Source organism: Streptomyces marincola, from assembly GCF_020410765.1.
Classification (GTDB): Bacteria; Actinomycetota; Actinomycetes; order Streptomycetales; family Streptomycetaceae; genus Streptomyces; species Streptomyces marincola.
The window spans coordinates 3,925,001-3,950,847 of sequence record NZ_CP084541.1; the positions used below are offsets into that span (position 1 = coordinate 3,925,001).

General features: G+C 73.2%; 21 protein-coding genes and 2 rRNA genes (1 of these 23 cut by a window edge). 16 read left to right on the top strand and 7 right to left on the bottom strand.

What is annotated here, in order from left to right; genetic code table 11:
- The 7 genes from LC193_RS17200 to LC193_RS17230 form a co-directional block, all read left to right on the top strand.
- A 23S ribosomal RNA gene (locus tag LC193_RS17200) occupies positions 1 to 1,880 on the top strand (it extends 1,233 nt beyond the left edge of the window).
- 54 nt (positions 1,881 to 1,934) lie between these two features.
- Positions 1,935 to 2,051, top strand: a 5S ribosomal RNA gene (gene rrf / locus LC193_RS17205).
- A gap of 80 nt (positions 2,052 to 2,131) precedes the next feature.
- Positions 2,132 to 3,301: an acetoin utilization protein AcuC gene (locus LC193_RS17210; protein ID WP_226075226.1), complete on the top strand. Its 1,170-nt coding sequence runs from the start codon at positions 2,132 to 2,134 to the stop codon at positions 3,299 to 3,301.
- A 636-nt stretch (positions 3,302 to 3,937) separates the two neighbouring features.
- A complete protein-coding gene (locus LC193_RS17215) occupies positions 3,938 to 4,147 on the top strand; it encodes a helix-turn-helix domain-containing protein (protein ID WP_019431885.1) in 210 nt (69 codons plus the stop codon).
- Between the two features lie 138 nt (positions 4,148 to 4,285).
- The gene (locus LC193_RS17220; protein ID WP_438363660.1) at positions 4,286 to 4,375 is read left to right on the top strand and encodes a 30S ribosomal protein bS22; all 90 of its coding nucleotides are present in this window, start codon (positions 4,286 to 4,288) and stop codon (positions 4,373 to 4,375) included.
- Positions 4,376 to 4,446: 71 nt separating this feature from the next.
- Positions 4,447 to 5,484: an NAD-dependent epimerase/dehydratase family protein gene (locus tag LC193_RS17225; RefSeq protein ID WP_226075228.1), complete on the top strand. Its 1,038-nt coding sequence runs from the start codon at positions 4,447 to 4,449 to the stop codon at positions 5,482 to 5,484.
- A complete protein-coding gene (locus LC193_RS17230; RefSeq protein ID WP_226075230.1) occupies positions 5,477 to 6,448 on the top strand; it encodes a lysophospholipid acyltransferase family protein in 972 nt (323 codons plus the stop codon). The genes LC193_RS17225 and LC193_RS17230 overlap by 8 nt, the downstream gene beginning before the upstream one ends.
- A gap of 132 nt (positions 6,449 to 6,580) precedes the next feature.
- On the opposite strand, the gene LC193_RS17235 is transcribed toward LC193_RS17230, so the two are convergent.
- The 3 genes from LC193_RS17235 to LC193_RS17245 form a co-directional block, all read right to left on the bottom strand.
- Positions 6,581 to 7,921, bottom strand: coding sequence for a DUF5667 domain-containing protein (locus tag LC193_RS17235; RefSeq protein WP_226075232.1), 1,341 nt, complete (start codon positions 7,919 to 7,921; stop codon positions 6,581 to 6,583).
- Positions 7,922 to 8,140: 219 nt separating this feature from the next.
- The gene (locus tag LC193_RS17240; RefSeq protein ID WP_086159171.1) at positions 8,141 to 8,923 is read right to left on the bottom strand and encodes an ECF subfamily RNA polymerase sigma factor, BldN family; all 783 of its coding nucleotides are present in this window, start codon (positions 8,921 to 8,923) and stop codon (positions 8,141 to 8,143) included.
- Positions 8,924 to 9,181: 258 nt separating this feature from the next.
- Positions 9,182 to 10,117, bottom strand: coding sequence for an HAD family hydrolase (locus tag LC193_RS17245; protein ID WP_226075234.1), 936 nt, complete (start codon positions 10,115 to 10,117; stop codon positions 9,182 to 9,184).
- Between the two features lie 84 nt (positions 10,118 to 10,201).
- Between LC193_RS17245 and LC193_RS17250 the strand changes: the two genes are divergently transcribed.
- From LC193_RS17250 to LC193_RS17285, 8 genes are all read left to right on the top strand, one after another.
- Positions 10,202 to 10,501, top strand: coding sequence for a glutaredoxin family protein (locus LC193_RS17250; protein ID WP_086162134.1), 300 nt, complete (start codon positions 10,202 to 10,204; stop codon positions 10,499 to 10,501).
- A gap of 285 nt (positions 10,502 to 10,786) precedes the next feature.
- Positions 10,787 to 11,569, top strand: a complete 783-nt coding sequence (locus LC193_RS17255) for a redox-sensing transcriptional repressor Rex (protein WP_226075235.1) — start codon at positions 10,787 to 10,789, stop codon at positions 11,567 to 11,569.
- Complete coding sequence (locus LC193_RS17260; RefSeq protein WP_226075236.1) at positions 11,566 to 12,918, top strand: glutamyl-tRNA reductase; 1,353 nt, start codon at positions 11,566 to 11,568, stop codon at positions 12,916 to 12,918. The genes LC193_RS17255 and LC193_RS17260 overlap by 4 nt, the downstream gene beginning before the upstream one ends.
- Positions 12,915 to 13,874, top strand: coding sequence for a hydroxymethylbilane synthase (gene hemC, locus LC193_RS17265; RefSeq protein ID WP_226075237.1), 960 nt, complete (start codon positions 12,915 to 12,917; stop codon positions 13,872 to 13,874). Before LC193_RS17260 ends, hemC begins: the two co-directional genes overlap by 4 nt.
- A complete protein-coding gene (locus LC193_RS17270) occupies positions 13,871 to 15,592 on the top strand; it encodes a bifunctional uroporphyrinogen-III C-methyltransferase/uroporphyrinogen-III synthase (RefSeq protein ID WP_226075238.1) in 1,722 nt (573 codons plus the stop codon). Before hemC ends, LC193_RS17270 begins: the two co-directional genes overlap by 4 nt.
- Positions 15,589 to 16,581, top strand: a complete 993-nt coding sequence (hemB, locus tag LC193_RS17275) for a porphobilinogen synthase (protein WP_226075239.1) — start codon at positions 15,589 to 15,591, stop codon at positions 16,579 to 16,581. The genes LC193_RS17270 and hemB overlap by 4 nt, the downstream gene beginning before the upstream one ends.
- A 169-nt stretch (positions 16,582 to 16,750) precedes the next feature.
- Complete coding sequence (locus LC193_RS17280; protein ID WP_226075241.1) at positions 16,751 to 17,530, top strand: SDR family NAD(P)-dependent oxidoreductase; 780 nt, start codon at positions 16,751 to 16,753, stop codon at positions 17,528 to 17,530.
- The gene (locus LC193_RS17285; protein WP_226075243.1) at positions 17,527 to 18,651 is read left to right on the top strand and encodes a serine hydrolase domain-containing protein; all 1,125 of its coding nucleotides are present in this window, start codon (positions 17,527 to 17,529) and stop codon (positions 18,649 to 18,651) included. Before LC193_RS17280 ends, LC193_RS17285 begins: the two co-directional genes overlap by 4 nt.
- Before the next feature lie 104 nt (positions 18,652 to 18,755).
- Here LC193_RS17285 and LC193_RS17290 read toward each other — a convergent pair whose 3' ends face one another.
- Positions 18,756 to 19,961 carry a S8 family peptidase gene (locus LC193_RS17290; RefSeq protein WP_404819431.1) on the bottom strand — a complete coding sequence of 402 codons (1,206 nt, stop codon included), beginning with the start codon at positions 19,959 to 19,961 and terminating at the stop codon, positions 18,756 to 18,758.
- 688 nt (positions 19,962 to 20,649) lie between these two features.
- Here LC193_RS17290 and lysS point away from each other — a divergent pair.
- A complete protein-coding gene (gene lysS / locus LC193_RS17295; RefSeq protein ID WP_226075245.1) occupies positions 20,650 to 22,374 on the top strand; it encodes a lysine--tRNA ligase in 1,725 nt (574 codons plus the stop codon).
- Positions 22,375 to 22,445: 71 nt separating this feature from the next.
- Here lysS and LC193_RS17300 read toward each other — a convergent pair whose 3' ends face one another.
- The 3 genes from LC193_RS17300 to LC193_RS17310 all read right to left on the bottom strand — a co-directional run bounded on the left by LC193_RS17300 (position 22,446) and on the right by LC193_RS17310 (position 25,712).
- Positions 22,446 to 23,948 (bottom strand): DUF2637 domain-containing protein, encoded by a 1,503-nt coding sequence (locus LC193_RS17300; RefSeq protein WP_226075246.1) that lies wholly within the window; start codon positions 23,946 to 23,948, stop codon positions 22,446 to 22,448.
- 181 nt (positions 23,949 to 24,129) lie between these two features.
- Positions 24,130 to 24,948 (bottom strand): DUF3558 domain-containing protein, encoded by an 819-nt coding sequence (locus tag LC193_RS17305; RefSeq protein ID WP_226075247.1) that lies wholly within the window; start codon positions 24,946 to 24,948, stop codon positions 24,130 to 24,132.
- Positions 24,949 to 25,028: 80 nt separating this feature from the next.
- Positions 25,029 to 25,712: a hypothetical protein gene (locus LC193_RS17310; protein ID WP_226075248.1), complete on the bottom strand. Its 684-nt coding sequence runs from the start codon at positions 25,710 to 25,712 to the stop codon at positions 25,029 to 25,031.
- Positions 25,713 to 25,847: the final 135 nt, after the last annotated feature.

A 25,847-nucleotide genomic window follows, 5' to 3' on the forward strand; every position in this document is an offset into this window, starting at 1 on the left:
ATGTAGCGGGGCTCAAGTACACCGCCGAAGTCGTGTCGCCGCACCTTGTGTGTGGTGGGTAGGGGAGCGTCGTGTGCTGGGTGAAGCAGCCGCGGAAGCGTGTTGTGGACGGTTCACGAGTGAGAATGCAGGCATGAGTAGCGATTCACACGTGGGAAACGTGTGCGCCGATTGACTAAGGGTTCCTGGGTCAAGCTGATCTGCCCAGGGTAAGTCGGGACCTAAGGCGAGGCCGACAGGCGTAGTCGATGGACAACCGGTTGATATTCCGGTACCCGCCGTGGAGCGCAAGCGCTGAATCTTCTGATGCTAAGCCCGTGAAGCCGCCTGGTGGTGTCTTTGACACTTCTGGGAGTGGTGGAGCCGGTGACCCGAGGGGGTAGTAGGTGAGTGATGGGGTGACGCAGGAAGGTAGTCCAGCCCGGGCGGTGGTTGTCCCGGGGTAAGGGTGTGGCCCGTCGTGCAGGTAAATCCGTGCGACATGAGGGTGAGACCTGATGCCGAGCCGATTGTGGTGAAGTGGACGATCCTATGCTGTCGAGAAAAGCCTCTAGCGATGTTTCATGGTGGCCCGTACCCGAAACCGACTCAGGTAGTCAGGTAGAGTATACCGAGGCGTTCGGGTGAACTATGGTTAAGGAACTCGGCAAATTGCCCCCGTAACTTCGGGAGAAGGGGGGCCGCTTCTGGTGATGGGCTTTACGCCTGGAGCTGGGGGTGGCCGCAGAGACCAGCGAGAAGCGACTGTTTACTAAAAACACAGGTCCGTGCGAAGCTGTAAGGCGATGTATACGGACTGACGCCTGCCCGGTGCTGGAACGTTAAGGGGACTGGTTAGCTGTCTTTCGGGATGGCGAAGCTGGGAACTTAAGCGCCAGTAAACGGCGGTGGTAACTATAACCATCCTAAGGTAGCGAAATTCCTTGTCGGGTAAGTTCCGACCTGCACGAATGGCGTAACGACTTCTCGGCTGTCTCAACCATAGGCCCGGTGAAATTGCAGTACGAGTAAAGATGCTCGTTTCGCGCAGCAGGACGGAAAGACCCCGGGACCTTTACTATAGCTTGATATTGGTGTTCGGTTCGGTTTGTGTAGGATAGGTGGGAGACTGTGAAGCTCGGGCGCCAGCCTGGGTGGAGTCGTTGTTGAAATACCACTCTGATCGTGCTGGATGTCTAACCTGGGTCCGTGATCCGGATCGGGGACAGTGTCTGGTGGGTAGTTTAACTGGGGCGGTTGCCTCCTAAAGAGTAACGGAGGCGCCCAAAGGTTCCCTCAGCCTGGTTGGTTATCAGGTGGTGAGTGTAAGTGCACAAGGGAGCTTGACTGTGAGACTGGCGGGTCGAGCAGGTGCGAAAGCAGGGACTAGTGATCCGGCGGTGGCTTGTGGGAGCGCCGTCGCTCATCGGATAAAAGGTACCCCGGGGATAACAGGCTGATCTTCCCCAAGAGTCCGTATCGACGGGATGGTTTGGCACCTCGATGTCGGCTCGTCGCATCCTGGGGCTGGAGTTGGTCCCAAGGGTTGGGCTGTTCGCCCATTAAAGCGGTACGCGAGCTGGGTTTAGAACGTCGTGAGACAGTTCGGTCCCTATCCGCTGTGCGCGTTGGAGTCTTGAGAAGGGCTGTCCCTAGTACGAGAGGACCGGGACGGACGAACCTCTGGTGTGCCAGTTGTTCTGCCAAGGGCATGGCTGGTTGGCTACGTTCGGGAGGGATAACCGCTGAAAGCATCTAAGCGGGAAGCCTGCTTCGAGATGAGGACTCCCACCCACTTGATGGGGTAAGGCTCCCTGGAGACGACAGGGTTGATAGGCCGGAGATGGAAGCCTGGTGACAGGTGGAGTTGACCGGTACTAATAGGCCGAGGGCTTGTCCTCAGATGCTCGCGTCCACTGTGAATTCTCGGCCGGCGGCTGGTGCCCTTTCAGGGTTCCGGTGGTCATGGCGGAGGGGAAACGCCCGGTTACATTCCGAACCCGGAAGCTAAGCCCTCCAGCGCCGATGGTACTGCATGGGGGACCGTGTGGGAGAGTAGGACGCCGCCGGACAATTATTTGATGTGTGGGCCCTGTTGGGAGGAATACGTCCTTCCTACAGGGCCCACAGTCATATCCGCTACCGTGACCTCATGAGCGTTGCGGCACGGCTGATGTGGGACGAAGGCGTCACGCGCTACGACTTCGGCCCCGGGCACCCCATGGACCCGGTGCGGCTGACCCTGACGATGAGGCTCGTCGAAGCACTCGGCCTCGACGAGCGCGTGGACGTCGTGGCCGCCCCCGCCGCGGGGGAGGACACGCTCCGCCTCGTCCACCACCCCGACTACATCGCCGCCGTCCGGCACGCCTCCCGGGCCCCCGCCGAGGCGGACGCGCGGGCCGGGCTCGGCACGGCCGACACCCCGGCGTTCGCCGGCATGCACGAGGTGTCGGCGCTCATCGCCGGCCAGTCCGTGGCCGCCGCGGAAGACGTCTGGCGCGGCGTCACCCCGCACGCCGTCAACTTCGCCGGCGGGCTGCACCACGCGATGCCGGCCCGCGCGTCCGGCTTCTGCGTCTACAACGACGCCGCGCTGGCCATCGCGCACCTCCTCGAACTCGGTGCCGAGCGCGTCGCGTACCTCGACACCGACGTGCATCACGGGGACGGGGTCCAGGACGCGTTCTGGAACGACCCGCGCGTCCTCACCGTCTCGCTGCACGAGCACCCGAGGACGCTCTTCCCCGGCACCGGGCGCCCCGAGGAGACCGGCGGCCCCGACGCCCCCGGCTGCGCGGCCAACGTCGCGCTGCCCGCGGGCACGGCGGACGAGGCGTGGTTGCGGGCCCTGCACGCCGTCGTGCCCGAACTGCTCTCGGCCTTCCGCCCCCAGGTCCTGGTGACCCAGCACGGCGCGGACACCCACGTCGAGGACCCCCTGGCGCACCTCGCGCTCAGTCTCGACGCGCAGCGCGCGGCCATGGAGACGTGCCACACGTGGGCCCACGAACACGCCGGAGGCCGGTGGCTCGCGCTCGGCGGTGGCGGCTACGCCGTCGCGGATGTCGTGCCGCGCAGCTGGACGCACCTGGTCGCGACGGCGGCACACGCCCCCGTCGCCCCGGAGACGCACGTGCCCGACGCCTGGCGGCACACCGTCCACGCGCTGACCAGGGCCGGCGGCCCGTGGCGGATGACGGACGGCAGGGAGCCGCGGTGGCGTGCCTGGGCGGACGGCTACGACCCGGCCGACGCGGCCGACCAAGCGGTCATCGCGACCCGGCGTGCGGTGTACCCGCTGCACGGGCTGCTGCCCTGACCTGCTCCGCCCCGGGCACCGGCGTCGAACGCCTGGCGCCTACGCCACACCGACCGGGCAGGGCCAGGCGGCGATCGGTACCCGGCTCAGCAGGACGGATGGGGGATGTATCGACATAACGACCCGATTCCGCCTACGTCACATGCGGGTGCCGGCCGGCGCGGCACCGGATGGCGCGGGGGCGGCCGGTGCGCGGCGGGCGCGCCCGCGACAGGATTCTCACACGCCATCAGCCGCGCCGTCACGCGGGCCGTCGGGGACCGGGGGACGCCCGGTGGAACGCGCGGCCCCGCGGGGCGTTCCGTCGTCACCGACGCAGGTCAGGCAGGTTCCGGACGGTCACGCCGCCGACGCGGGGCGGCCCCGGTGTCCGCGCGGGGCGGCGCGGGCAGAGTCCCGTTGACGGTTGCCGGACGTGAACGCCGCGGCGCCGTCCGCCAACTCCCGCCCGTCACACGCTATGTGCTCAATCGGGCTTCTTCGTCACGGTAAGGCCGAGCTCGCTGAAAAAGGCCGGTTGAGGCACCTCTTCCCCACTCGCATCACCCGCACCTAATCTGGGGAGGAGCGCACATGCGAGAGGGAGTCACCGGAGGGGAAGCCGGTGTCCGACATGTGCGGAAGGTCAGGTGTGACATGGCTGCTGGTGAAAGGCTTCTGAGCGAGGCCAAGTTCCTGACCGTGGCGGAGGTCGCCGCGGTGATGCGAGTCTCCAAGATGACTGTGTACCGCCTGGTGCACGCCGGTCATCTGCCCGCGATCCGGGTGGGAAGGTCCTTCCGGGTTCCCGAGCAGGCCGTTCATGAGTACCTCCGGGAGTCGTTCGTGGGCGTCGAAAGCGCTTGACGGACGGCCGGGCCCGTCGTTCGACCCTCGATTAACCCGTATCACCCGGTGACCGGTAGGCTGGGCCCCATGTAGGTCGTGTGGGCTCGGACGCCCCGCACCGAGTAAGCGAAGTGAGCGAGGGTAGTCGTGGGCTCTGTGATCAAAAAGCGGCGCAAGCGGATGGCGAAGAAGAAGCACCGCAAGTTGCTCAAGCGCACCCGCGTCCAGCGCCGCAACAAGAAGTGAGCGAGCGTCGCTGATCGGCCCTCCCGCCCCGATTTCGGGCGGGAGGGCCTGCGCGTCGTCAGGGGAGGGTCGTGGGCAAGACCGTGCTGGTGACCGGTGCGGCCCGGCAGCTCAGCGGGCGCTTCGTCCGGCACCTGCGCGCAGACCCCGGCGTCGACCGCGTCATCGGCGTGGACAGCCGGTCGCCCGCGCATCCGTTGGGCGGTGCGGAGTTCGTGCGCGCCGACATCAGGCAGCCGTCGATCGTGACGGTGCTCGCCGAGCACGCCGTCGACACGGTGGTGCACCTGGACGTGCACGGCACGCCGGGGCCCGGCGGCGGTGGCCGCGCCGCGGTCAAGGAAGTCAACGTGCTGGGCACGCTCCAGCTGCTCGGCGCCTGCCAGAAGGTGCCGGGGCTGCGTGCCGTCGTCGTCAAGTCGAGCACGCAGATCTACGGAACGGCCGCCCGTGACCCGGCGGTGTTCACCGAGACGACCCGGCTGCGGGCGCCCGCGGGCGGCGGGTTCCCCCAGGATGTCGTCGAGTTCGAGGGCTATGTCAGGGGCTTCGCCAGGCGCTGCCCCGATGTCCGGGTGACCGTGCTGCGCTGCGCGCACGTCCTCGGTCCCGCGGCGGACTCGCGGCTGGCCGCGTACTTCCGGCTGCCGGTGCTGCCGACGGTGCTCGGTTACGACCCCAGGCTCCAGTTCGTCCACGAGGACGACGTGCTGGACGTGCTGGCCCGCGCCGTGCGGGAGCCGGGCGGGCCGGACGCCATCGGCCCCGGCGTCTACAACGTGGCGGGTGACGGGGTGCTGCTGCTCTCGCAGGCGGCGCGGCGGCTCGGGCGGCCGACGCTGCCCGTCGCGCGGCCGTTCGCGCCGTGGGTCGGGTCGGCCTTCGGCGCGCTGGGCTTGCGGGGCGTCTCGGCCGAGCAGCTCACGTCGCTCGTGCACGGCCGGGTGGTGCGCACGGCGCGGCTCCGGGAGGCCATGGGCGGTCCCCTGGCGTACACGACGGCGGAGACGTTCGCCGCGTTCGCGGCGGTGCACGGCCCCGGCCCGCTGCGGCCGGAAGGCGTCGCCGCGGCTGTCGACCGGATCGAGGAGGTGCTGCGCCGTGGCTGACGCGAAAGTCATTCCGATCGGTGACGGCGGCCGGCGGGGCCGCGGCCGGGGCGAGGTGCCGGGCGGTGCGCCCGGCGAGCCGCCGCCGGCGCCGCCCCCGCCGCCGGGGGCGAGCGGCGCGGGCGACGGGCTCGACCGGGCGCTCGCGCGCACGTTCGCGTTCCTGCGGCGCCGCCTCACCGGTGAGTACGAGGTCGACGACTTCGGCTACGACGCCGAGCTGACGGACGAGGTCCTGCTGACGGTGCTGCGGCCGGTGTTCGAGCGGTACTTCCGGGTCGAGGTCCGGGGCATGGAGCACGTGCCGGCCGAGGGCGGCGCGCTCCTGGTCGCCAACCACTCGGGCACGCTGCCGTGGGACGGCCTGATGCTCCAGGTCGCCGTGCGCGACCACCACCCGGCCGACCGGCACCTGCGGCTGCTCGCGGCCGACTTGGTGTTCCAGCTGCCGGTGGTCAACGAGCTGGCCCGGAAGGCGGGGCACACGCTCGCGTGCGCCGAGGACGCCCAGGAACTGCTCGAACGCGGTGAGCTCGTCGGGGTGATGCCCGAGGGCTTCAAGGGGCTGGGGAAGCCGTTCGCCGAGCGGTACAAGCTCCAGCGCTTCGGGCGCGGCGGGTTCGTCGCCACGGCGTTGCGTGCGGGGGTGCCGATCGTGCCGTGCTCGATCGTCGGCGCCGAGGAGATACACCCGATGCTGGGGAACTCGCGGGTGATGGCGCGCCTGCTGAACCTCCCGTACTTCCCCGTCACGCCCACGTTCCCCTGGCTGGGCCCGCTGGGCGCGGTGCCGCTGCCGACGAAGTGGACGATCCAGCTGGGCGAGCCGATCGAGACCGCGGGGCACCCGCCGGAGGCGGCGGAGGATCCGATGCTGATGTTCCAGCTGACGGACCAGGTCCGGGAGACGATCCAGCACACGCTGTACAAGCTGCTGGTGGCCCGGCGGTCCGTGTTCTTCTAGGAACTTTCTCGCGGGCGGGAGTACGGCAACGCCGGGCCGTTGCCGTACCGGTCCGCGGTGTGCGAGCCCGGCCGGTTCGGCCGTGGCTCCGCGTGTGCCGGGTGCGGCACGCGTCCGGGCGGTGGGTCGCGGTCAGCGGTCCCGGTCGACGTCGAGTCCGAGGCCGGGGAGCAGGTCGTCGACGAGGGGCGGGATGGTGATGTCGGGCTCGGGCAGCGGGTCGTCGGAGGCGGAGGGGCCGGCCGGCGAACGGTCGTCGGTGGCGTCGGGAGCGGGCAGCGCGGGATCGAGGAGCCCCGGGCCGTCGAGCAGACCGCGGCGTTCCCCCTCGGTCTCCTCGGGGCGCGGCGTCTCGCCCTCGGGTGTGCCCTGGCCGTCGCGCGTGTCGTCCCCGGCGGAGGGGCCGGCCGGGGCGGGCGGCTCCGGGGCCGAGGGCGGGCGGGCCGCGGGTCCCGGCGGTGCCTCGGCCGATGTGGCCTCCCGCGGGTCCTGCGGGAACAGCCGCTGGAGGGGCGCGGTCTCCTGGTCCATCGCGTCGAAGACGTCGCTGACGTCGTCGCCGACGTCCCGCAGCTGCACGGGCAGTTGGCTGCGGACCTCGGCCCAGGTGACGCGGTGGCTCTCCGAGAACGCGGACAGCGACTGCATCGGGTCGATGGAGCCGTCCGCCTGGTAGGCCCGGCTGAGCAGCCGGTGCCCCTCGGCGGCGTCGTCCCGCATGCTGGCCAGGGCGCGGCGGATGGCGTCGAGGTCCTCGTGGTCGAGGTCGCCGGACCGGCCGCGGTCGAGCAGCCGCCTCGCCTCGTTCAGCCGGGTGGAGGCGTGGTCGAGGTAGACCCGGCCGCGGTCGGCGTCACCGCTGGTGAAGTCGAGCCGCAGGTCCTCCATGCCGCGCTTGAGCCCGTAGAGGGTGTCGCCGGGGAGCGCGTCGGTGCTCGCCGCCGCGACACCGCCGAACGCGCCCGCCGCGACGCCCATGGTCAGGCCGCCGGCGGCGAGTCCCTTGGTGAGCCGGGTCCTGGGCCTGAGCCGGGCGAAGCCGCTGCCCCGGACGGCGCGGTGCGTGCCGCTCGCGCCCCGCGCGCGGCGCTGCCCGGGCACCGGGTCCGCGCCCCGCGTGCGCGGCCCGGGGGGCGTGCCGGCCGGCGCGGGGGCCGGCGTCTCCTGGGTGGCACCCCCGGCCGCGCCCCGGGCGCCGACTGCGTCCGCCGGGGAGGCGGCCGACTCGCTCGCAGCCGCCATCGCGGCGACGAGCAGGGCGCGCTGCGCGGACTTGGTCTCGGCCGTCAGCTCGGGGCGCGGCACGGACGCCAGCCTGTCCACGACCGACAGCAGGGCGGCCTGCTCGCCCCCGGCCCCGGTCGGGCCCACCGCCGTCTCCTCGTCGGCGGGCCGCGGCCGGTCGGGCCGCGACTCGTCGAGGAGATGGGCGAAGGCGTTGGCCCGGCGGCTCGCCGATACGGATCCGATCACGGGCGGCACCTCCTCTCGTCACACGAAGGACTCCCCACTGCGGACAGAAGTTTCTGGTGCCGCCCAGGTACACCCGATCGAGTGGCGGGGGACCTGCGCGGAACCTGGTCGTAGAGAGCCTGCGAACCCGACAACGAGCGGAGACGCACTCGGGTTACGGCTGGCAGATTATGTGACTGATTGGCGGCGGGTGGTCACCTGGCGTGCGCGGCGCGCCGGTCACCGCGCGTCGTCGGGAAGCAGCCGGGCGAGGGTCCGTACCGCGCGGTACTGCAACGTCTTGATCGCCCCCTCGTTCTTCCCCATGACGCGGGCGGTCTCCGCGACGGACAGACCCTGGAGGAACCGGAGCGTGACGCATTCCTGCTGTTGGGGGTTGAGCTTGCGAACGGCGTCGAGGAGGGCCGAGTTGGCGAGTGATTCGAGAACGGACTCCTCGGGGCTGCGCTCCACCTCGTTGGCGTCCAGCATCTCGCCCGTGGTGACTTCGAGGCGGAAGCGGCTGGACTTGAAGTGATCGGCCACCAGGTTGCGCGCGATGGTGACCAGCCACGCCCCGAAGTCCCGCCCCTGCCAGGTGAACGTGCCGATGCGCCGCAGGGCGCGCAGGAAGGTCTCGCTGGTGAGGTCCTCGGCGGTCGCGCGACCGCCGACGCGGTAGTAGATGTACCGGTAGACGGTGTCGGAGTAGTGGTCGTAGAGGCAGCCGAACGCCTCCGCCTCGCCGGCCTGCGCCCGCTCGACCAGGTCCATCATGCGGCGGCTGTCGCTGGGTGCCGCGGGCCTGGCCGCGGAGGTGCCCGCGGCACCGGACCGGGCGCGTCTGCCCGCGGTGACGGTGCCGGCGGTGCCGTCGGCCAGGGTGTAGGCGGGGCCTGCGGGGACAGGTGCGGCGAGGGTGGGGACGGCGTACGCGGTGGGGACGAGGGCGCGCAGCCGGTCGATGACCGATGTGCGCAGCGTAGCCAGGCCCGAGGCGTCAACCCCGACGTGTGGGTACACGGGACTCCCAGAGGCAGAGCTTCAACACGTGCAGTGGCGGTTCCGTCACATGCGTCTGAGGAGAATAACCCTTCGTGCTGAGAGCGCTACGCCTAGTTGCGAAAATCGCCGATTCGGTTTGCAGTGTTACCGTTTGTGTCCGGTGCGCCACGCATACGCCATGGCAAGGTTGATCGCATAATGATCTGATTTGCCAAAGCGGTGACCGAGTTTGATCGTTCGCACGAGGGTGCGGAGGCGGAACGCGGCCGGTCCCGGTTACCTGCGGCGCCGTTGGATCGCCAGTGCGGCCACCGCGCCACCTGCGACGGCGCCCGCGCCGGCCGCAGCGGGCACCCCGACGCGCACCGCTTTGCGGCCGGTCCTGTAGTCGCGCAACCGCCAGCCCATTTCGCGCGCGTGTGCGCGCAGCCTGCGGTCGGGATTGATCGCGTACGGATATCCGACGAGCGACAGCAGCGGGATGTCGTTGGCCGAGTCGCTGTAGGCGGCGCAGCGTTCGAGGTCCAGGTCCTCGGCCTCGGCGAGCGCCTGCACGGCCGCCGCCTTCGCCGGGCCGTGCAGCGGTTCCCCGACGAGCCGGCCCGTGTAGACGCCGCCGACGGACTCGGCGACCGTGCCGAGCGCGCCGGTCAGGCCGAGCCGCCGGGCGATGATCGTGGCCGTCTCGACGGGCGCGGCGGTGACCAGCCAGACCCGCTGCCCGGCGTCGAGGTGCGCCTGGGCGAGCGCCCGCGTGCCCGGCCAGATGCGCCCCGCCATGTACTCGTCGTAGATCTCCTCGCCGATCTCCATCAGCTCGGCGGCGCGGTGCCCGGCGACGATCGAGAGCGCGCTGTCCCGCGCGTCCGCCATGTGCCCCGCGTTCTCGGCGCCGGCCAGCCTGAAGTACGCCTGCTGCCAGGCGAACTTCGCCAGCTCGCGCTTGCGGAAGAACTTCCGCTTGTACAGGCCGCGGCCCAGGTGGAAGATCGCCGCGCCCTGCATCACGGTGTTGTCCAGGTCGAAGAACGCCGCGGCCTTCGGGTCCCCGGGCGCGGGGAAGACCGGCTCCGCGGTCTCGCGCGCGGCCTGCGCCGACGCCTGCCCGGCCAGCTCGCTGCGCTTGGTGCGCACCCGCTTGCGGGGCGTGAACCAGCTCCGGCGGGCCTCGGCCGGGGGCGGGTCGGACGCGGAAAGGCGTGGCCTGGCCATGTCCCCGAGCATAGCCAGTGCCTGCGGTGATTCCGGTTGCGCGGGCATGACACCCGGGTGGCGGGGGGCGGCACAATGGGCACCATGACCCTGTTGCCCCGCCTGTCCCGCAGAACCCCGGCGCGCGCTCCCGCGCGTCCGCCCCACGAACGCCTCGTCACCCTGATCGGCAAGCCGGGCTGCCACCTGTGCGACGACGCGCGCCGCGTGGTCGCCGAGGTGTGCGAGCGGACCGGCGCGGCGTGGGAGGAGAAGGACATCACCAGGGACGAGGAGCTGCACCGCAGGTACTGGGAGCAGATCCCGGTGGTCCTGGTGGACGGGGAGCAGCACGACTTCTGGCGCGTCGACCCCGATCGGCTGCGCCGGGCCTTGGGCGCGTGACCCGGTTCGGGCTACGATGCGCAGTCGCTTTTCCTGCGGTTTTTCCCGGGTTCCGCCCGGGTTGCCGCACGGGCGTCCGCCCGGGTTCGCGGCGCGGGAGGCATACGTGAGGAGTGTGACCGGGTGTCCTTGTCGTCACATGTGGCTCCGGTCACTTTGGGCGGGCAAAACGGACACCATCTTTGTGCACGCGTTCACAAAGACATAGCCTGGGCGCGACGGAGCGGTCCCGGCGCACGCGCCGTGCACACCCGCCCTCCGCTTGGCCCGACCGGCAGGAGCACCGTGGCAACTGGCCGAAACCACCGACCGGCGAACCGTAGCCGTGGCATTCCCGAGGCGACCGTCGCCCGGCTTCCGCTGTACCTGCGGGCGCTGACGGCGCTCTCCGAGCGCTCGGTGCCCACGGTCTCCTCGGAGGAACTGGCCGGGGCGGCCGGCGTGAACTCGGCGAAGCTGCGCAAGGACTTCTCCTACCTGGGCAGCTACGGCACGCGCGGCGTCGGCTACGACGTGGAATACCTCGTCTACCAGATCTCCCGCGAACTGGGCCTCACCCAGGACTGGCCCGTCGTCATCGTCGGCATCGGCAACCTCGGTGCCGCGCTCGCCAACTACGGCGGGTTCGCCTCGCGCGGCTTCCGCGTCGCCGCCCTGATCGACGCCGACTCCTCCATGACCGGGAAGCAGGTCGCCGGCATGGCCGTGCAGCACGTGGACGAGCTGGAGGCCATCATCGACACCAACGGCGTCTCGATCGGCGTCATCACGACGCCGGGCGGAGCCGCGCAGCAGGTGTGCGACCGCCTCGTCGCCGCCGGCGTCACCTCCATCCTGAACTTCGCGCCCACCGTGCTGACCGTTCCCGACGGTGTGGACGTGCGCAAGGTCGACCTGTCCATCGAGTTGCAGATCCTCGCGTTCCACGAGCAGCGCAAGGCGGCCGAGGAGCTGACCGCGGAGCCCGCGCCCGGCCTGGCCGCCCCCGGCCTGCCCGCGCCCGAGCCGGGTGCGGCGCGCCGCGGCCAGGACCCCGACGGCGACCTCCCGGTGGTGATGCCGGCATGACTCTGCTCGTGATCGGGCTCAGCCACCGCAGCGCGCCGGTCAGCTTGCTGGAGCGGGCCGCGCTGCCCGAGGACGCGCGCGGCAAGCTGCTGCGGGACGCCGTCGGCACGGCGAGCGCCGTCGTCGAGGGCGCCGCCGTGGCCGAGGCCGCGGTGCTCTCCACGTGCAACCGGATCGAGCTGTACGCCGAGGCCGACCGGTTCCACAGCGGGGTCTCGCAGCTGTCCGGCCTGCTCGCCCGGCACAGCGGCGTTCCGCTTGAGGAGTTGCAGCCCTACCTGTACGTGCACTACGAGGAGCGGGCCGTCACCCACCTGTTCGGCGTGGCCTGCGGCCTCGACTCGATGGTGGTCGGAGAGGGCCAGATCCTCGGGCAGATCAAGTCCGCGCTGGCGCACGCGCAGGACGAGCAGACCGCGGGCCGCCTGCTGAACGAGCTGTTCCAGCAGGCGCTGCGGGTCGGCAAGCGCGCCCACAGCGAGACCGGCATCGACCGGGCCGGGCAGTCGCTGGTCACGTTCGGCCTCCAGCAGCTCGCGCCGGGCGGCGACGTGCCGGGCCGGCTGCGCGGCGCGCGCGCCCTGGTCATCGGCGCGGGTTCGATGTCCTCGCTCGCCGCGACGACCCTCGCCCGCACCGGTGTGGCCGAACTGGTGATCGCCAACCGGACGCTGGAGCGCGCGGAACGGCTCGCCGCCGCGCTCGGCCAGGACGGCCTCAAGGCGCGGGCCGTTCCGATCAACGCGATCTCCGTCGCGGCCGAGCTGGCGCTCGCCGACGTCGTGGTGTCCTGCACCGGCGCCTCCGGCCTGGTCCTGACCGCAGAGGCGGTGGCGCACGCGCGGGGCGAGCGCGACCGCGGCGACCTGGCCATCCTCGACCTCGCCATGCCGAGGGACGTGGACGCCGCCGTGCACGGGCTGCCCGGGGTCACGCTGGTCGACATCGAATCGCTCGCCGACGCGTCCGCCGACGCGCCGATGGCCGCCGACGTGGACGCGGTGCGCCGGATCGTCGCGGACGAGGCGGCGGCCCTGTGCGCCGCGCGCCGCGCCGCGCACATCACGCCGACCGTCGTCGCGCTGCGGGCCATGGCCTCCGACGTGGTCGCCGCCGAGCTGACCAGGCTGCACGGCCGGCTGCCCGAACTCGGTGACAAGGAGCGCGGCGAGATCACCAGGACCGTGCGCCGCGTCGTGGACAAGTTGCTGCACGCGCCGACCGTGCGCGTCAAGGAGCTGGCGGGGGAGCCGGGCGGCGACCAGTACGCCGCCGCACTCCGGCAGCTGTTCGACCTCGATCACAGGACGGTCGCCGCCGTCCGCAACCCGGAACAGGAGCGGTCATGAAGGCCCTGCGGCTCGGAACGCGGCGCAGCCTGCTCGCCATGGCGCAGTCAAGGGGCGTCGCCGAGCAGGTCACCCGGTTGACGGGGCGCCCGGTCGAGCTGGTGGAGATCACCACCTACGGGGACGTCTCACGGGAGGCGCTGGCACAGATCGGCGGCACCGGGGTGTTCGTCTCGGCCCTGCGCGACGCGCTGCTCGCCGGCGAGGTGGACTTCGCCGTGCACTCCCTGAAGGACCTGCCGACCTCGCAGCCGGACACGCTGGCCCTCGCCGCCGTGCCCCGGCGCGCCGATCCGAGGGACGCCCTGGTCGCGCGCGACGGGCTGACGTTCGAGCGCCTCGCGGTGGCCGGCGGGCGGGCGCGCGTCGGCACGGGTTCGCCGCGCCGCATGGCGCAGCTGAACGCCTGGGCCCGCGCGCTCGGCTGCGAGATCGAGACGGTCCCGATCCGCGGGAACGTCGACACCCGCATCGGGTACGTCCGTTCCGGTGAACTGGACGCCGTGGTGCTCGCCTCCGCGGGGCTCCACCGGCTCGGGCGGCAGGGGGAGATCACCGAACTCCTCGCGCCCGACCTCATGCTGCCCGCCCCCGGCCAGGGGGCACTGGCGATCGAGTGCGCCGCGTCGAACGCGGACCTCGCCGCCGCGCTCGGCGGCCTCGACGACCCCCACACCCGGGTCGCCGTGACCGCCGAACGCACCCTGCTCGCCGCTCTTGAGGCCGGTTGCAGCGCCCCGGTGGGCGCCCTCGCCGACCTCTCGGCCGAGCGGGACGTCACCGAAATGCGCCTGTGCGGCGCCGTCGGCACAACCGACGGTTCCACGCTGGTGCAGCTGTCCACCACCGGCCCCGCCCCGGGGTCCGCCGACGAGGCGGCGGCCATCGGCCGCGAGCTCGCCGAAGAGATGCTCGCCAAGGGCGCGGCCGGTCTTATGGGGGAGCGAGCACATTGAGCCCCACCACCGCAGATACCACGCACGCCGCCCGCGCACAGCCGTCCGGCGACGCCGCGCAGCCGACCGGGACCGCTCACGGGCACGTCACCTTCCTCGGTGCCGGACCCGGCGATCCGGGTCTGCTGACGTTGCGCGCAGTCGACGTACTGGCGCAGGCCGATGTCCTGATCGCCGACGCCGAGGCGTTCGAAGTGGTGCGCGGGCACGTCAAGCCGGGCACCCACACCCCGCTCCAGGGCGCGGACGACGGCGACGCGCCCGGCTCCGCCGCGGACGGGGGGGAACCGGAGCCCTGCGGAACCGGCGATGTGGCCGATCTTGTCATGCGGGCCGCGCGGGGCGGCAAGCGGGTGGTCCGTGCCGTCGCGGGCGACCCCGGCATGGACACCGACGCCACCGCCGACATGCTGGCGCTCGCGGCCGAGGGCATCACGTTCGAGGTGGTCCCCGGCATCGCGCAGGCCGTCGGCGTGGCCGCCTACGCGGGCGTTCCGCTGCGCGACCCGGAGGGCGGGGACGTGCGGTTCGTCAACGGGCTGACCGCTGACGACCGTTGCTGGACCGAGGTCGGCGCGAGCGACGCGACGGCCGTGGTGTCCACGACCCTGGAGTCCGTGGCCGTGACCGCGACCCGGCTGATCGCCGCGGGCCGCAAGCCGGACACGCCGCTGTCGGTGACCGTCGCCGGGACCACCACGCGGCAGCGCACGTGGTCCGCGACGCTCGGCACGGTGGAGCGGGCCCTGAAGTCCGCCAAGGTGCTGCCCTCCGCGGAGGGCGACCGGCCGGTGATAGCCGTCGTCGGGGAACGCAGCGCGCCGGCGCAGCGCGAGCAGTTGGCGTGGTTCGAGTCCAAGCCGCTGTTCGGCTGGAAGGTGCTGGTGCCGCGCACGAAGGAGCAGGCGGCGTCGCTCTCCGACCAGTTGCGGTCCTACGGCGCGGTGCCGAGCGAGGTGCCGACGATCGCCGTCGAGCCGCCGCGCACGCCGCAGCAGATGGACCGGGCCGTCAAGGGCCTGGTCACGGGCCGCTACGAGTGGATCGCGTTCACCTCGGTCAACGCGGTGCGCGCGATCCGCGAGAAGTTCGAGGAGTACGGCCTCGACGCGCGGGCGTTCGCCGGGATAAAGGTCGCCGCCGTCGGTGAGCAGACCGCCCGCGCGCTGCTGCGCTTCGGGGTGCGCCCCGACCTGGTGCCCAGCGGCGAGCAGTCGGCGGCCGGGCTGCTTGAGGACTGGCCCCCGTACGACCCGGTGTTCGACCCGATCGACCGGGTGTTCCTGCCGCGCGCCGACATCGCGACCGAGACGCTGGTCGCGGGCCTGGTCGAGCTGGGCTGGGAGGTCGACGACGTCACCGCGTACCGGACCGTGCGCGCCTCGCCGCCGCCGGCGGCGACCCGTGAGGCGATCAAGGGCGGCGGGTTCGACGCGGTGCTCTTCACCTCGTCGAGCACCGTGCGGAACCTGGTGGGCATCGCGGGCAAGCCGCACAACGTCACGGTGATCGCCTGCATCGGCCCGGCCACCGCGCGGACGGCGGAGGAGCACGGCCTGCGGGTCGACGTGATGTCCCCCGAGCCCTCGGTGCACCGGCTGGCCGAGGCGCTGGCGGAGTTCGGCGCGCGCAGGCGGCAGGCGGCCCTTGAGGCCGGTGAGGTACTGAAGCGGCCGAGCGAGAAGAGGCCGCAGCGCAGGAGGACGCGAACGCCATGAGCTTTCCCCAGGTCCGGCCGAGGCGGCTGCGGACCACGCCGGCGATGCGGCGCATGGTCGCGGAGCACCGGCTGCACCCCGCGAACCTGATCCTGCCGGCGTTCGTCCGCGAGGACGTCGACGAGCCGGTGCCGATCGGCTCCATGCCGGGGGTGGTCCAGCACTCGGTCGACTCGCTGCGCGAGGCGGCGGCCGAGGCGGCGGACGCGGGCGTCAGCGGCATCATGCTGTTCGGGGTGCCGGACGAGGCGAAGAAGGACGCGGTCGGCTCGCCCGGCACCGACCCGGACGGCATCCTCCAGCGCGGGCTGCGCGCGGTGCGCGAGGAGGTGGGCGACGCGCTGGTCGTGATGGCCGACCTGTGCCTCGACGAGGTCACCGACCACGGTCACTGCGGCGTGCTCGACGCGGCCGGCCGGGTGGACAACGACGCGACGCTGGAGCGGTACGCCGAGATGGCCGTGGTGCAGGCCGAGGCGGGCGCCCACGTGCTCGGCCCGAGCGGCATGATGGACGGCCAGGTCGGCCACGTGCGCCGGGCCCTGGACGCGGCGGGCCACCAGGACGTGGCGCTCATGGCGTACACGGCGAAGTACGCGTCCGCGTTCTACGGGCCGTTCCGCGAGGCGGTGAACTCCTCGCTGAAGGGCGACCGCAGGACGTACCAGCAGGACCCGCCGAACGCCCGCGAGGCGCTGCGCGAGCTGGAACTCGACGTCGCGGAGGGCGCCGACCTGGTGATGGTCAAGCCGGGCCTGCCCTACCTGGACATCCTGCGGGCGGTCGCCGACGCGTCCCCCGTTCCCGTGGCCGCCTACCAGATCTCCGGCGAGTACGCGATGGTCGAGGCGGCGGCGGAACGCGGCTGGATCGACCGGGAGCGGGCGATCGACGAGACGCTGACGGCGTTCGTGCGGGCCGGGGCCGGCCTGGTCCTCACCTACTGGGCGACCGAGCACGCGCGGCGGCTGCGGGCCGCCGCCGGCTGACCGGGCCGGGCGCGTTCCCGCCGCGCGGGGTGCCCGCGCGGGCCCGTCCGGGCCCGCGCGACGCGACCGGGGCGCCGCGCCGCCCGAACGGGGGTCCGGTCATCATGGTGGTGCCACGAGAGGGCCGAACGCCGCGGAGCCCGCGGTCCACCGACGTCAGGAGGCGCACGTGTCCACCCCCACCGCCGTCATCACCGGGGCCGGCAGCGGCATCGGGGCCGCGACCGCGCGGCGGCTGGCCGCCGCGGGGTTCCGCGTGGTGCTCGCCGCCCGCAGGACCGACCGGGTCGACGCGCTCGCGGACGAGCTGACGCGGGCCGGCCACGCCGCCGAGGCCCGCACGCTGGATGTGACCGACCGGGCGGCGGTCGACGCGTTCGCGGCCGGCCTCGACCGGTGCGACGTGCTGGTCAACAACGCCGGCGGCGCGCTCGGCATGGAGCCGGTCGCGGAGGCGGACCCGGCCGACTGGCGCGCCATGTACGAGGTGAACGTGCTCGGCGTGCTGCACATGACCCAGGCCCTGCTGCCCGCGCTTGAGGCGTCGGGCGCGGGAACCGTGCTCGTGGTGTCCTCGACGGCCGGCCTCGGCGTGTACGAGGGCGGCGGCGGGTACGTGGCGGCCAAGCACGGCGTGCACGCGGTGGCGCAGACGCTGCGCCTCGAAATCGTCGACCGGCCGGTGCGCGTCATCGAGATCGCGCCCGGCATGGTGCGCACCGACGAGTTCTCGCTGGTGCGCTTCCGCGGCGACGAGGAGCGGGCGGCGCGCGTGTACGAGGGCGTGGCCGAGCCGCTGACCGCGGAGGACGTCGCGGACACCATCGCGTGGGCGGTCACCAGGCCGCCGCACGTGAACGTCGACCTGCTGGTGCTGCGCCCGCGCGCCCAGGCGTCCAACAGCAAGGTGCACAGGGAGCCGGCGCCCGGCGCCCGGCCCGGGGCGTGAACGAGCCCGGCCCGGCGCCCGTGCTGCGGCCGGGCGCCGGCGGGGGAGTGGGCCTCGCGGACGCGGTCGAGCCGTTCCTGGCCGGCCCCGAGCCGGTCGCGGCCGGGTTCGTGGTGCTCGGCGCGCGGGACGGCGAGATCCTCGAACACGCCGCGGGCGGCTGGGCGGTGGCCTACGGGGAGCACGAGGGCCGGCCCGTTCCGCTGCCCGAGGCGGAACGGGTGCCGATGACGCCGGACACCGTGTTCGACGTGGCGTCGCTGACGAAGGTGTTCACGGCGCTCGTCGCCGTCGCGCTCGCCGAGCGCGGCGTGCTGGACCTGGACGCGCCCGTGTCGCGCGCGCTCCCCGGCTTCCCGCCCGTTCCGCCGCGCGCCCTGCTCACGCACACCGGCGGCCTCGCGCCGGAGACCGACCTCGGGCCGTACGGGGGGCGCGCGGAGCGGCTCGCCGCCGTCGCGGCGTGCCCGGTCGGACCGCGGGGCCGCTACCTGTACTCCGACCTGGGGCTGATCGCGGTCGGCGCGGCGGCCGAGGCGGCGGCGGGACTGCCGCTCGACCGGCTGGTGGCCGACCTGGTCACCGGGCCGCTCGGGCTGGCCGACACCGGCTACCTGCCCGGACGGGCGAGCGTGCCGCGGATCGCGGCCACCGAGTTCCAGCCGTGGACCGGGCGCGGGATCGTGCGCGGCACCGTGCACGACGAGAACGCGTTCCACCTGGGCGGTGTCGCCGGGCACGCCGGGATCTTCTCGACCGCGCGGGACCTCGCGGTGCTCGGGCAGGCGATGCTGGGCGGCGGCCGGTACGGCGGCACGCGCCTGCTCGGAGCGGAGTGGGCGCGCCTGATGCTGACCGACCACAACGCGGGCCTCGGGCCCGGGGCGGCGCGCGGGCTGGGCTGGCAGCTGGACCAGCCGGACTGGATGGGGCCGCTCGCCTCGCCGACCGCGTTCGGGCACACCGGGTTCACCGGTACCAGCCTGGTCGCCGACCCCGCGAACGGCGCGCTGCTCGTGCTGCTGACGAACCGCGTGCACCCGACGCGCGAGCGCGGCACGGGGAACGCCTGCCGGCGCGCGGCGGCGCGTGCGCTGGCGCGCGCCCTCGCGCTCCCGTAGCGGCGGAGCCCCGGGTGTCGCGGACGCGGGGCAGGCCCACGGCTGCGGGAGCGCCGTGGGCCTGCCGTTCCGCGCGCGACGCGGGGTCGCGGACGCGGGGTGGGTCAGCCGATCTGGAGCAGGCGGTTCGTGGTGCCGCTGCCCGCGTTGGTGACGACCGGGACGGAGTCGGCCACGAGCGCGTTGCGGACGGCCGCGGGCGACGCCGAGGGGTTCTCGGCGAGGTGGAGCGCGGCCGCGCCCGCCACGTGCGGGGAGGCCATGGAGGTGCCGGAGATGGTGTTCGTCGCGGTGTTGCTGGTGCTCCAGGCCGAGGTGATGCTGGTGCCGGGCGCGTAGATGTCCACGACCGAACCGATGTTGGAGAACGACGACCTGGCGTCGGTGCTCGTGCTCGACGCGACGGTGATGGCCTCGGCCACCCGGGCCGGGGAGTAGTTGCCCGCGTTGGCGCCGTAGCTGTTGCCCGCGGCCACGGCGTAGGTCACGCCCGAGGCGACGGAGGCGCGGACGGCCGCGTCGATGGTGGTGTTGGCGCCGCCACCGAGGCTGAGGTTCGCGACCGAGGGGCCGTCGGCGTTGGCCGTGACCCACTCGACGCCGCCGGCGACGGACGCGGTGGTGCCCGAGCCCGCGTCGTTGAGGACCTTGACGGACACCAGCGAGGCGTCCTTGGCGACGCCGTACGACGCGCCCGCCGCGGTGCCCGCGACGTGCGTGCCGTGGCCGTTGCCGTCGTTGCCGTTGCCGCCGAAGGCGTCGAAGCCGAACGACGCGCGGCCCTCGAAGTCGACGTGCGAGTACCGGATTCCGGTGTCGACGACGTAGACGGTGACGCCGGCGCCGCCGTGGTCGGGGTAGGTGAAGGAGTTGTTCAGGGGCAGGCTGGGCTGGTCGATGCGGTCCAGACCCCAGGAGGGCGGGTTGGACTGCGTGGCGGCGATCTCGACGGTCTCGTTCTGCACGACCTCGGAGACGGCAGGGTGGGCCGCGAGGGCCGCGGCCTCGTCCTCGGTCGCGGAGATGGCGTAGCCGTTGAGGGTCAGCTCGAACGTGTCGGTGACCTGGGCGCCGTAACGTTCCGCCAGGTCCTCGGCGCGCTCGGAGCCGGCGTCGAGCGCCGTCTCGTGCAGGCGCACGATGTAGCTGTTGTCGATCGTGCCGGGCGCGTCGGCGTTGGCTATCAGCGCGCGGACGTCGAAGCCGTCGTCCGTGTCGGCCGCCGAGGCCGGCAGGGCGACGCCGATGCCCAGGGCGAGGACGGCGGCGGTCGCCGTGGCGACGGAGCGGGGGTGACGCATCACTGCCATTGAGGGGTCCTCCTCAGAAGTGGCTCATTGGTGGTGCGTTGAGCGGGGGACGGGACATGCGATGTGCTCATGACATCTCACAAGCCGTCAGCACGAAAGGTTCGCCGAAGCAGAGGAAACCGGCAAGGGCGCATTCTGGGTTGACATCTGTTTGTCATGTAAACGTCATAGCGTGGTGTGTGGTGGAAACGTGGCTGTCGCGGTAGGGGCGGCCCGTCCGTGCCCCGCTCGCCGGGGTCGGCCCCCGGCGCCAGGAACCCCTGCGGGCAGGCGGGAAGCCGTGCCGGCCGCCCCGGCGGCGCGCGGACGGCCGTTCGCGGGCCCGGCCGCGCGGCGCGGGTGGCGGGATGCGGAACGGGCCGGAAATTGCATGCGAACACGGGACCGGCGTGTGGACCCGGGGTGCGGGCGGGGTGCGCGGCGCGCGTCCGGCGCGTGTGTCATGTGCGCGGAAAGAGGGAATCGTGGGGGCCGAGTGGCCCGGGTCCTGTCGGCCTCGCGCGCCGCGCGCGCACGACCCCGGCACGGTACGGGCGGGAACGCGCCACGCGCGCCGTCCGGGCGCGCGCGGGCCGCGGGCGCGGGTCCCGGCGCGCCGGCGCCGGTGGGCGTTCATCCGGTGCCGTGGGCCGTGCGACGGGTGGGACAATGGCACCCGTCAGCCAACACCCGAAGGAAGTGCCGAACAGTGGCTCCTACCAGCCCGGAAACCGACTGGGTCTCCCGACTCGCGGACGAGGTCATCGCCGAGGCGGAGCGTCGCGCCCCCGGCAAACCCGTCGTGTGCGCCTCGGGGATCAGCCCGTCCGGGCCGATCCACCTGGGCAACCTGCGCGAGATCATGGTCCCCCACCTCGTGGCCGACGAGATCAAGCGGCGCGGCATCCCCTGCGAACACCTGCTGTCCTGGGACGACTACGACCGGTTCCGCAAGGTGCCCGCCGGCATCGACCCGTCGTGGAGCGAGCACATCGGCAAGCCGCTCACCTCGGTGCCCGCGCCCCCCGGCAGCCCGCACGCCACCTGGGCCGAGCACTTCAAGGCGCCCCTGCTCGCCGCCCTCGGCGAACTGGGCATCGAGGTGCGGTCGATCAGCCAGACCGCGCAGTACACCGCGGGGGCCTACCGCGAGCAGATCCTGTTCGCGATGCGCGAGCGGCGCCGCATCGACGCCGTGCTCGGCCGGTACCGCACGAAGCAGGCGGCCCAGGCCCCCGACCCGCAGGAGCTGGCCGACGAGGCCGAACGGGCCGCCGTCGAGGGCTCGGGCGCGGCCGTGGAGGACGACGGCAGCGCGGGCGGCGCCGGGTACTACCCGTACAAGCCGTACTGCTCGGTGTGCGAACGCGACCTGACGACGGTGACCGCGTACGACGACGACACGACCGAACTCGCCTACACGTGCGCGTGCGGCCACGGCGAAACGGTCAAGCTGTCCGAGCACGACCGGGGCAAGCTGGTGTGGAAGGTCGACTGGCCGATGCGCTGGGCGTACGAGGGCGTGATCTTCGAGCCCGCGGGCGTCGACCACCACTCCCCGGGCTCCTCGTGGGTCGTGGGCGGGCAGCTGGTGTCCGAGATCTTCGGGGGCACGCGGCCGATCGGCCCGATGTACGCGTTCGTCGGGATCAGCGGCATGGCGAAGATGTCCAGCTCGAAGGGCGGCGTGCCGACGGCGGCGGACGCGCTGGAGATCATGGAGGCCCCGGTGCTGCGCTGGCTGTACGCGCGGCGCCGGCCGAACCAGTCGTTCAAGATCGCCTTCGACGGCGAGCTCCAGCGGACCTACGACGAGTGGGACGCGCTGGGCCGCCGGGTCGCCGAGGGCACCGCGCAGCCGGCCGACCTCGCGGCCCACACCAGGGCCGTCGGCACCGCGGCTGGTGAACTGCCCGTCACACCGCGGCCGTTGCCGTTCCGGACGCTGGCCTCCGTGGTGGACGTCACGACCGGGGACGAGGAGCAGACGCTCCGCATCCTGACCGACCTCGACCCGGAGCACCCGGTGCGCTCCCTCGACCAGACCCGGCCGCGCCTTGACCGCGCGGCCCACTGGGTGAGCGCGCACCTGCCGCCCGAGCAGCGCACCCAGGTGCGGACCGCGCCCGACGCGGACCTGCTGGCCTCGCTCGGGCCCGAGGAACGCGCGTCGCTGCGGCTGCTGCTCGACGGCCTCGCGGACCACTGGTCGCTCGACGGGCTGACGACGCTCGTGTACGGGGTGCCGAAGATGCGGGCGGGGCTGCCGCCCGACGCCAAGCCCACGCCGGAGCTCAAGGCGGCGCAGCGCGCGTTCTTCGCGCTGCTGTACCGGCTGCTCGTCGGCCGGGACACCGGGCCGCGGCTGCCGACGCTGCTGCTCGCGGTCGGCGCGGACCGGGTGCGCGTCCTGCTCGGCGGCGCCGGCGACTGAACCGGGCACGGGCCCGGGCGGGAACCGGGCACCGGGGCTTGGGCACCGGGCACCGGCGGCGGGCGCGCGCGTCAGCCGCCGGTGCCCATCTCGGCGTTGTAGCGCTCGCGGAAGCCGCGCGTGAACTCCCGCAGGTACTGCTCGCTCAGCAGCGAGCCGTCGGCGTCGGTCGTGCCGTGGCGCTGGTGCAGGAAGCGGGAGAGCTGCCGGGCGTTGGGGTGCGCGCCCTGTTCGAGTATGTACTCGCGGTACGCCGCGTAATAGGTGTCGTCGGGCGCCGCACCCGCCCGCGACCTGGCCCGCTGCTCCCGCGCCCGGCCCTGGCCCTGCGCCTGGCCCCGGCCCTGGCGCGGCTCGGGAACGGGCGCGGCCCCGGCGGCGGGCGCCGGCGCGGGGGCGCGGCGTTCCGGCGCCGCTTCGCGGTCCGCCGGGCGGGGCGCCACGGGGACGTTGCCCAGGTTCCGCCGCCGCCCCGGGCCCACGGGCACGGTGACTGCCTCGCTGTCCGGCACGGGCTCCGGCTCGGGCACGGGCAGCGGTCGCGGGCCGGACCCGGGCACGGGCACGGATGCGGGAACGGGCATGGGGTGCGGCTCGGGGTGCGGCTCGGGGCGCGGCGCTTGAACGGGCGCGGCCTCGGTCGCGGGCGCCGGCGCGTGCGCGGGCTCGCCCTCGGACCAGGCGGCGTGCGGCGGCCCGCCGCGTTCCTGCGCCGGCCGCTGGACCTGGGCGGCGGCGAACCAGGCCGGCACGGCCGCGCCCTGCCGCGGCCCAGGACCGCCGTCCCAGGCCGGCGTGCCGTCCGCGCCCGGCGGCGGCTCGTCCGGCACCGCGTCCGCCTGCCGGCCGGTCCCGCCGTCCCGCCGCGCGGGCCCCGGCAGGGCGGGCGGCGCGCCCGCCGCCGCGAGCGCGGCCGGCGCGGTTTCGTGCAGCGGGACTCCGTAGCGCGCCAGCTTCAGGGGCATCCGGGCCTCGACCGGTGCCCGCCGGCGCCAGGCGCGCCCGTAGTCGGCCCGCAGCCGCGCCTGGTAGACGAGGCGGTCCCGTTCCATGCCGATGACCTCTTCATACGACCGCAGCTCCCATAGCTTCATCCGCCGCCACAGCCGGAACGTGGGCAGCGGGGACAGGAACCAGCGCCAGATCCGCACGCCTTCCATGTGCTTGTCCGCCGTGATGTCCGCGACCCGGCCGATGGCGTGCCTGGCGGCCTCGACGGTGATGACGAACAGCACCGGGATGATGCCGTGCATGCCCACGGCCAGGGGATCGCCCCACGCGGAGGCGCCGTTGAACGCGATCGTGGCCGCCGTCAGCAGCCACGCGGTCTGCCGCAGCAGGGGGAAGGGGATGCGCAGCCACGTCAGCAGCAGGTCCAGGGCGAGCAGGACGACGATGCCCGCGTCGATGCCGATCGGGAAGAACGGCGCGAACGCGCCGAAGTCCTTCTCCTCGGCCAGTTCGCGGACCGCGGCGTAGGAACCGGCGAAGCCGATGGCGGCGATCAGGACGGCCCCGGCGAGGATGATGCCGACGAGTATGCGGTGTGAGCGTGTCAGCTTGATCGCGGCCACGCGCGGTCCCCCTCGGGCTCGACTGGTAAGCGTTCGCGGCCCAAGACTGGCACACGTGTGCGGAGATGGCCGCGCCCCGCCCCGGTCGCCCGGCGGCGGGGCGGTCCCGGCGGGGCGGCGACGGCGGGGATGGCAACCAGCGGCGGCAACGCCGCCACCGGGGCGCCCCGGTGGCGGGGCGTCAGACGTCGTCCGTGCTCGGCGGCTCGTCGCCCGCCTCGTCCTCCCCGGCGCCGCCTTCCTCGCGACCCTCCTCGCCGCCCTGCTCCTGACCGTCGCCCGCGCCGCCCTCGGCGTTCTCCGAGGCGTCGACGGCCGCGACCGCCTCGCGGGCGGCGGCCTCCGCCGCCTCCCGAACGGTGTCGGCGCCCGGCATGTCGTCGCCCTCGAAGCCGGCGCCCGCGTAGTCGACGGTCACCACGACGTTGCCGGTGCGGGCGGCCACCCGGTGCTGCCGGTAGTCCTGCTCGCCCTCCTCCTCCGTCTCCTTGGTGACGGTGTAGGCGATGGTGACGGCGCTCTCGCCGGTGTCGCCGAGGTCGGCCGCCTCCACGTCCCGGTTGGCCTCGTCCCCGGTGACCTCGTCCGACATCTGCCGCAGGTACTCCTCGGCGCGCTCGTCGCCGCTGCCGATGGTCACGTCGGAGTCGAAGCGGCGCAGCGCCACGGTCAGCGAACGGAACTGGTAGTCGTCGAGGCCGCTCCACAGGCAGGCGCCGGACGTCGAGGTGTCGCTGGAGCTGAGCGTCTCGCCCGCGGCCGGGTCGGCCTCGGGCACGATGTCGCCGACGGTGTCCTCGCCGAGCGTCGAGCACGGCTCGGGAAGCGCGGCGAACCGCACGGGCTCGGGGGTCGGGGAGGCGGACGGCGCCGGTTCGTCGTCCGTGGTGTCGTCGCCCGAGTCCGAGGAGCAGCCGGCCACGAGGAAGACGGGCAGGGCCGCCCACGCGAGGGCGCGCACGGCGAGTCTCGGGGCGGGCCGCGAGGCGTTGGGGTCCATGGTTTCTTGGCTCCAGTCACCGGTTACGTTGCCAGGCCACGGTACGCCGGACCGCTCGCGCCGCCCGGGCAGGCGCGCGCTCATCCGTCGAGGCCCTCGGCCAGCCGCTGGGCCACGTCGCGGGTGCGCTGCTGGAGCTGCTCGCTGTCGAGCGGCGGTTCTGGGAGCGTGGTGGAGACGGCGTAGGTGACGGTGACGATCACGTTGGCGTTGCGGAAGGCGAGGGTGATCTCGCGCCGTTCCCCCGGCTCCGACGCGGTCTGCCGGTCGTCGATGAACGCGTCCTGGCCGATGCCGTCGAGCGGACGCGGCGCGAGCGGGTCGGTGGGCGGCGGGGCGGCCGAGGGGATGCCGGCCTCGGAGGCGCGTTCGCCGAAGTCGAGCGCGGCCTGGTCGTCGTCGCTGACGTCCGCGTCGTAGGAGACGACGCGCTGGTAGTCGACGGAAAGACGCTGGGTGGCGGTCTCGGCGGTGTTGTTCCACTCGCAGCCGACGCGGCGCCCGGTGTCGTAGGTCACCATCGGCTCGCCCGCGTACACCTCGGCCTCGGCGCCCGGCAGCAGCTCGCGCAGGATGTCGGCGCCGACCGCGCCGCACGGCTCGGGCAGGCCCGAGTACCGTCCCGGCTGCGCGGAGCCGGCCGAGCCGCCCGGCGGTCCCGCGCCCGTGGTGTCCTCGCCGCCGCCGTTCCCACTGCACGCGGTGAGCCCGCACACGGCGGCCAGGACCAGCCCGGCCCACCTCGCGGCCATGGTGCGCTGCACGCGTCGCCTCCCGGGGTGTACTCGGCATCACTCGCGGCGTCAGGCACATGTCTACCGCAGAGATCGCCCACCCGTCCGCCGGGACTTCGGGTACGGGGCCTATGCCGGGAATCTCCCCGGCGGCCGGCCGGGGAA

Excerpts from the sequence above, each read along its gene's own strand:
- LC193_RS17210 (WP_226075226.1), top strand. The coding sequence starts at position 2,132 with ATGAGCGTTGCGGCACGGCTGATGTGGGACGAAGGCGTCACGCGCTAC.
- LC193_RS17215 (WP_019431885.1), top strand. The coding sequence starts at position 3,938 with ATGGCTGCTGGTGAAAGGCTTCTGAGCGAGGCCAAGTTCCTGACCGTG.
- LC193_RS17245 (WP_226075234.1), bottom strand. The coding sequence starts at position 10,117 with ATGGCCAGGCCACGCCTTTCCGCGTCCGACCCGCCCCCGGCCGAGGCC.
- LC193_RS17250 (WP_086162134.1), top strand. The coding sequence starts at position 10,202 with ATGACCCTGTTGCCCCGCCTGTCCCGCAGAACCCCGGCGCGCGCTCCC.
- LC193_RS17260 (WP_226075236.1), top strand. The coding sequence starts at position 11,566 with ATGACTCTGCTCGTGATCGGGCTCAGCCACCGCAGCGCGCCGGTCAGC.
- hemC (WP_226075237.1), top strand. The coding sequence starts at position 12,915 with ATGAAGGCCCTGCGGCTCGGAACGCGGCGCAGCCTGCTCGCCATGGCG.
- hemB (WP_226075239.1), top strand. The coding sequence starts at position 15,589 with ATGAGCTTTCCCCAGGTCCGGCCGAGGCGGCTGCGGACCACGCCGGCG.
- LC193_RS17290 (WP_404819431.1), bottom strand. The coding sequence starts at position 19,961 with ATGGCAGTGATGCGTCACCCCCGCTCCGTCGCCACGGCGACCGCCGCC.
- LC193_RS17305 (WP_226075247.1), bottom strand. The coding sequence starts at position 24,948 with ATGGACCCCAACGCCTCGCGGCCCGCCCCGAGACTCGCCGTGCGCGCC.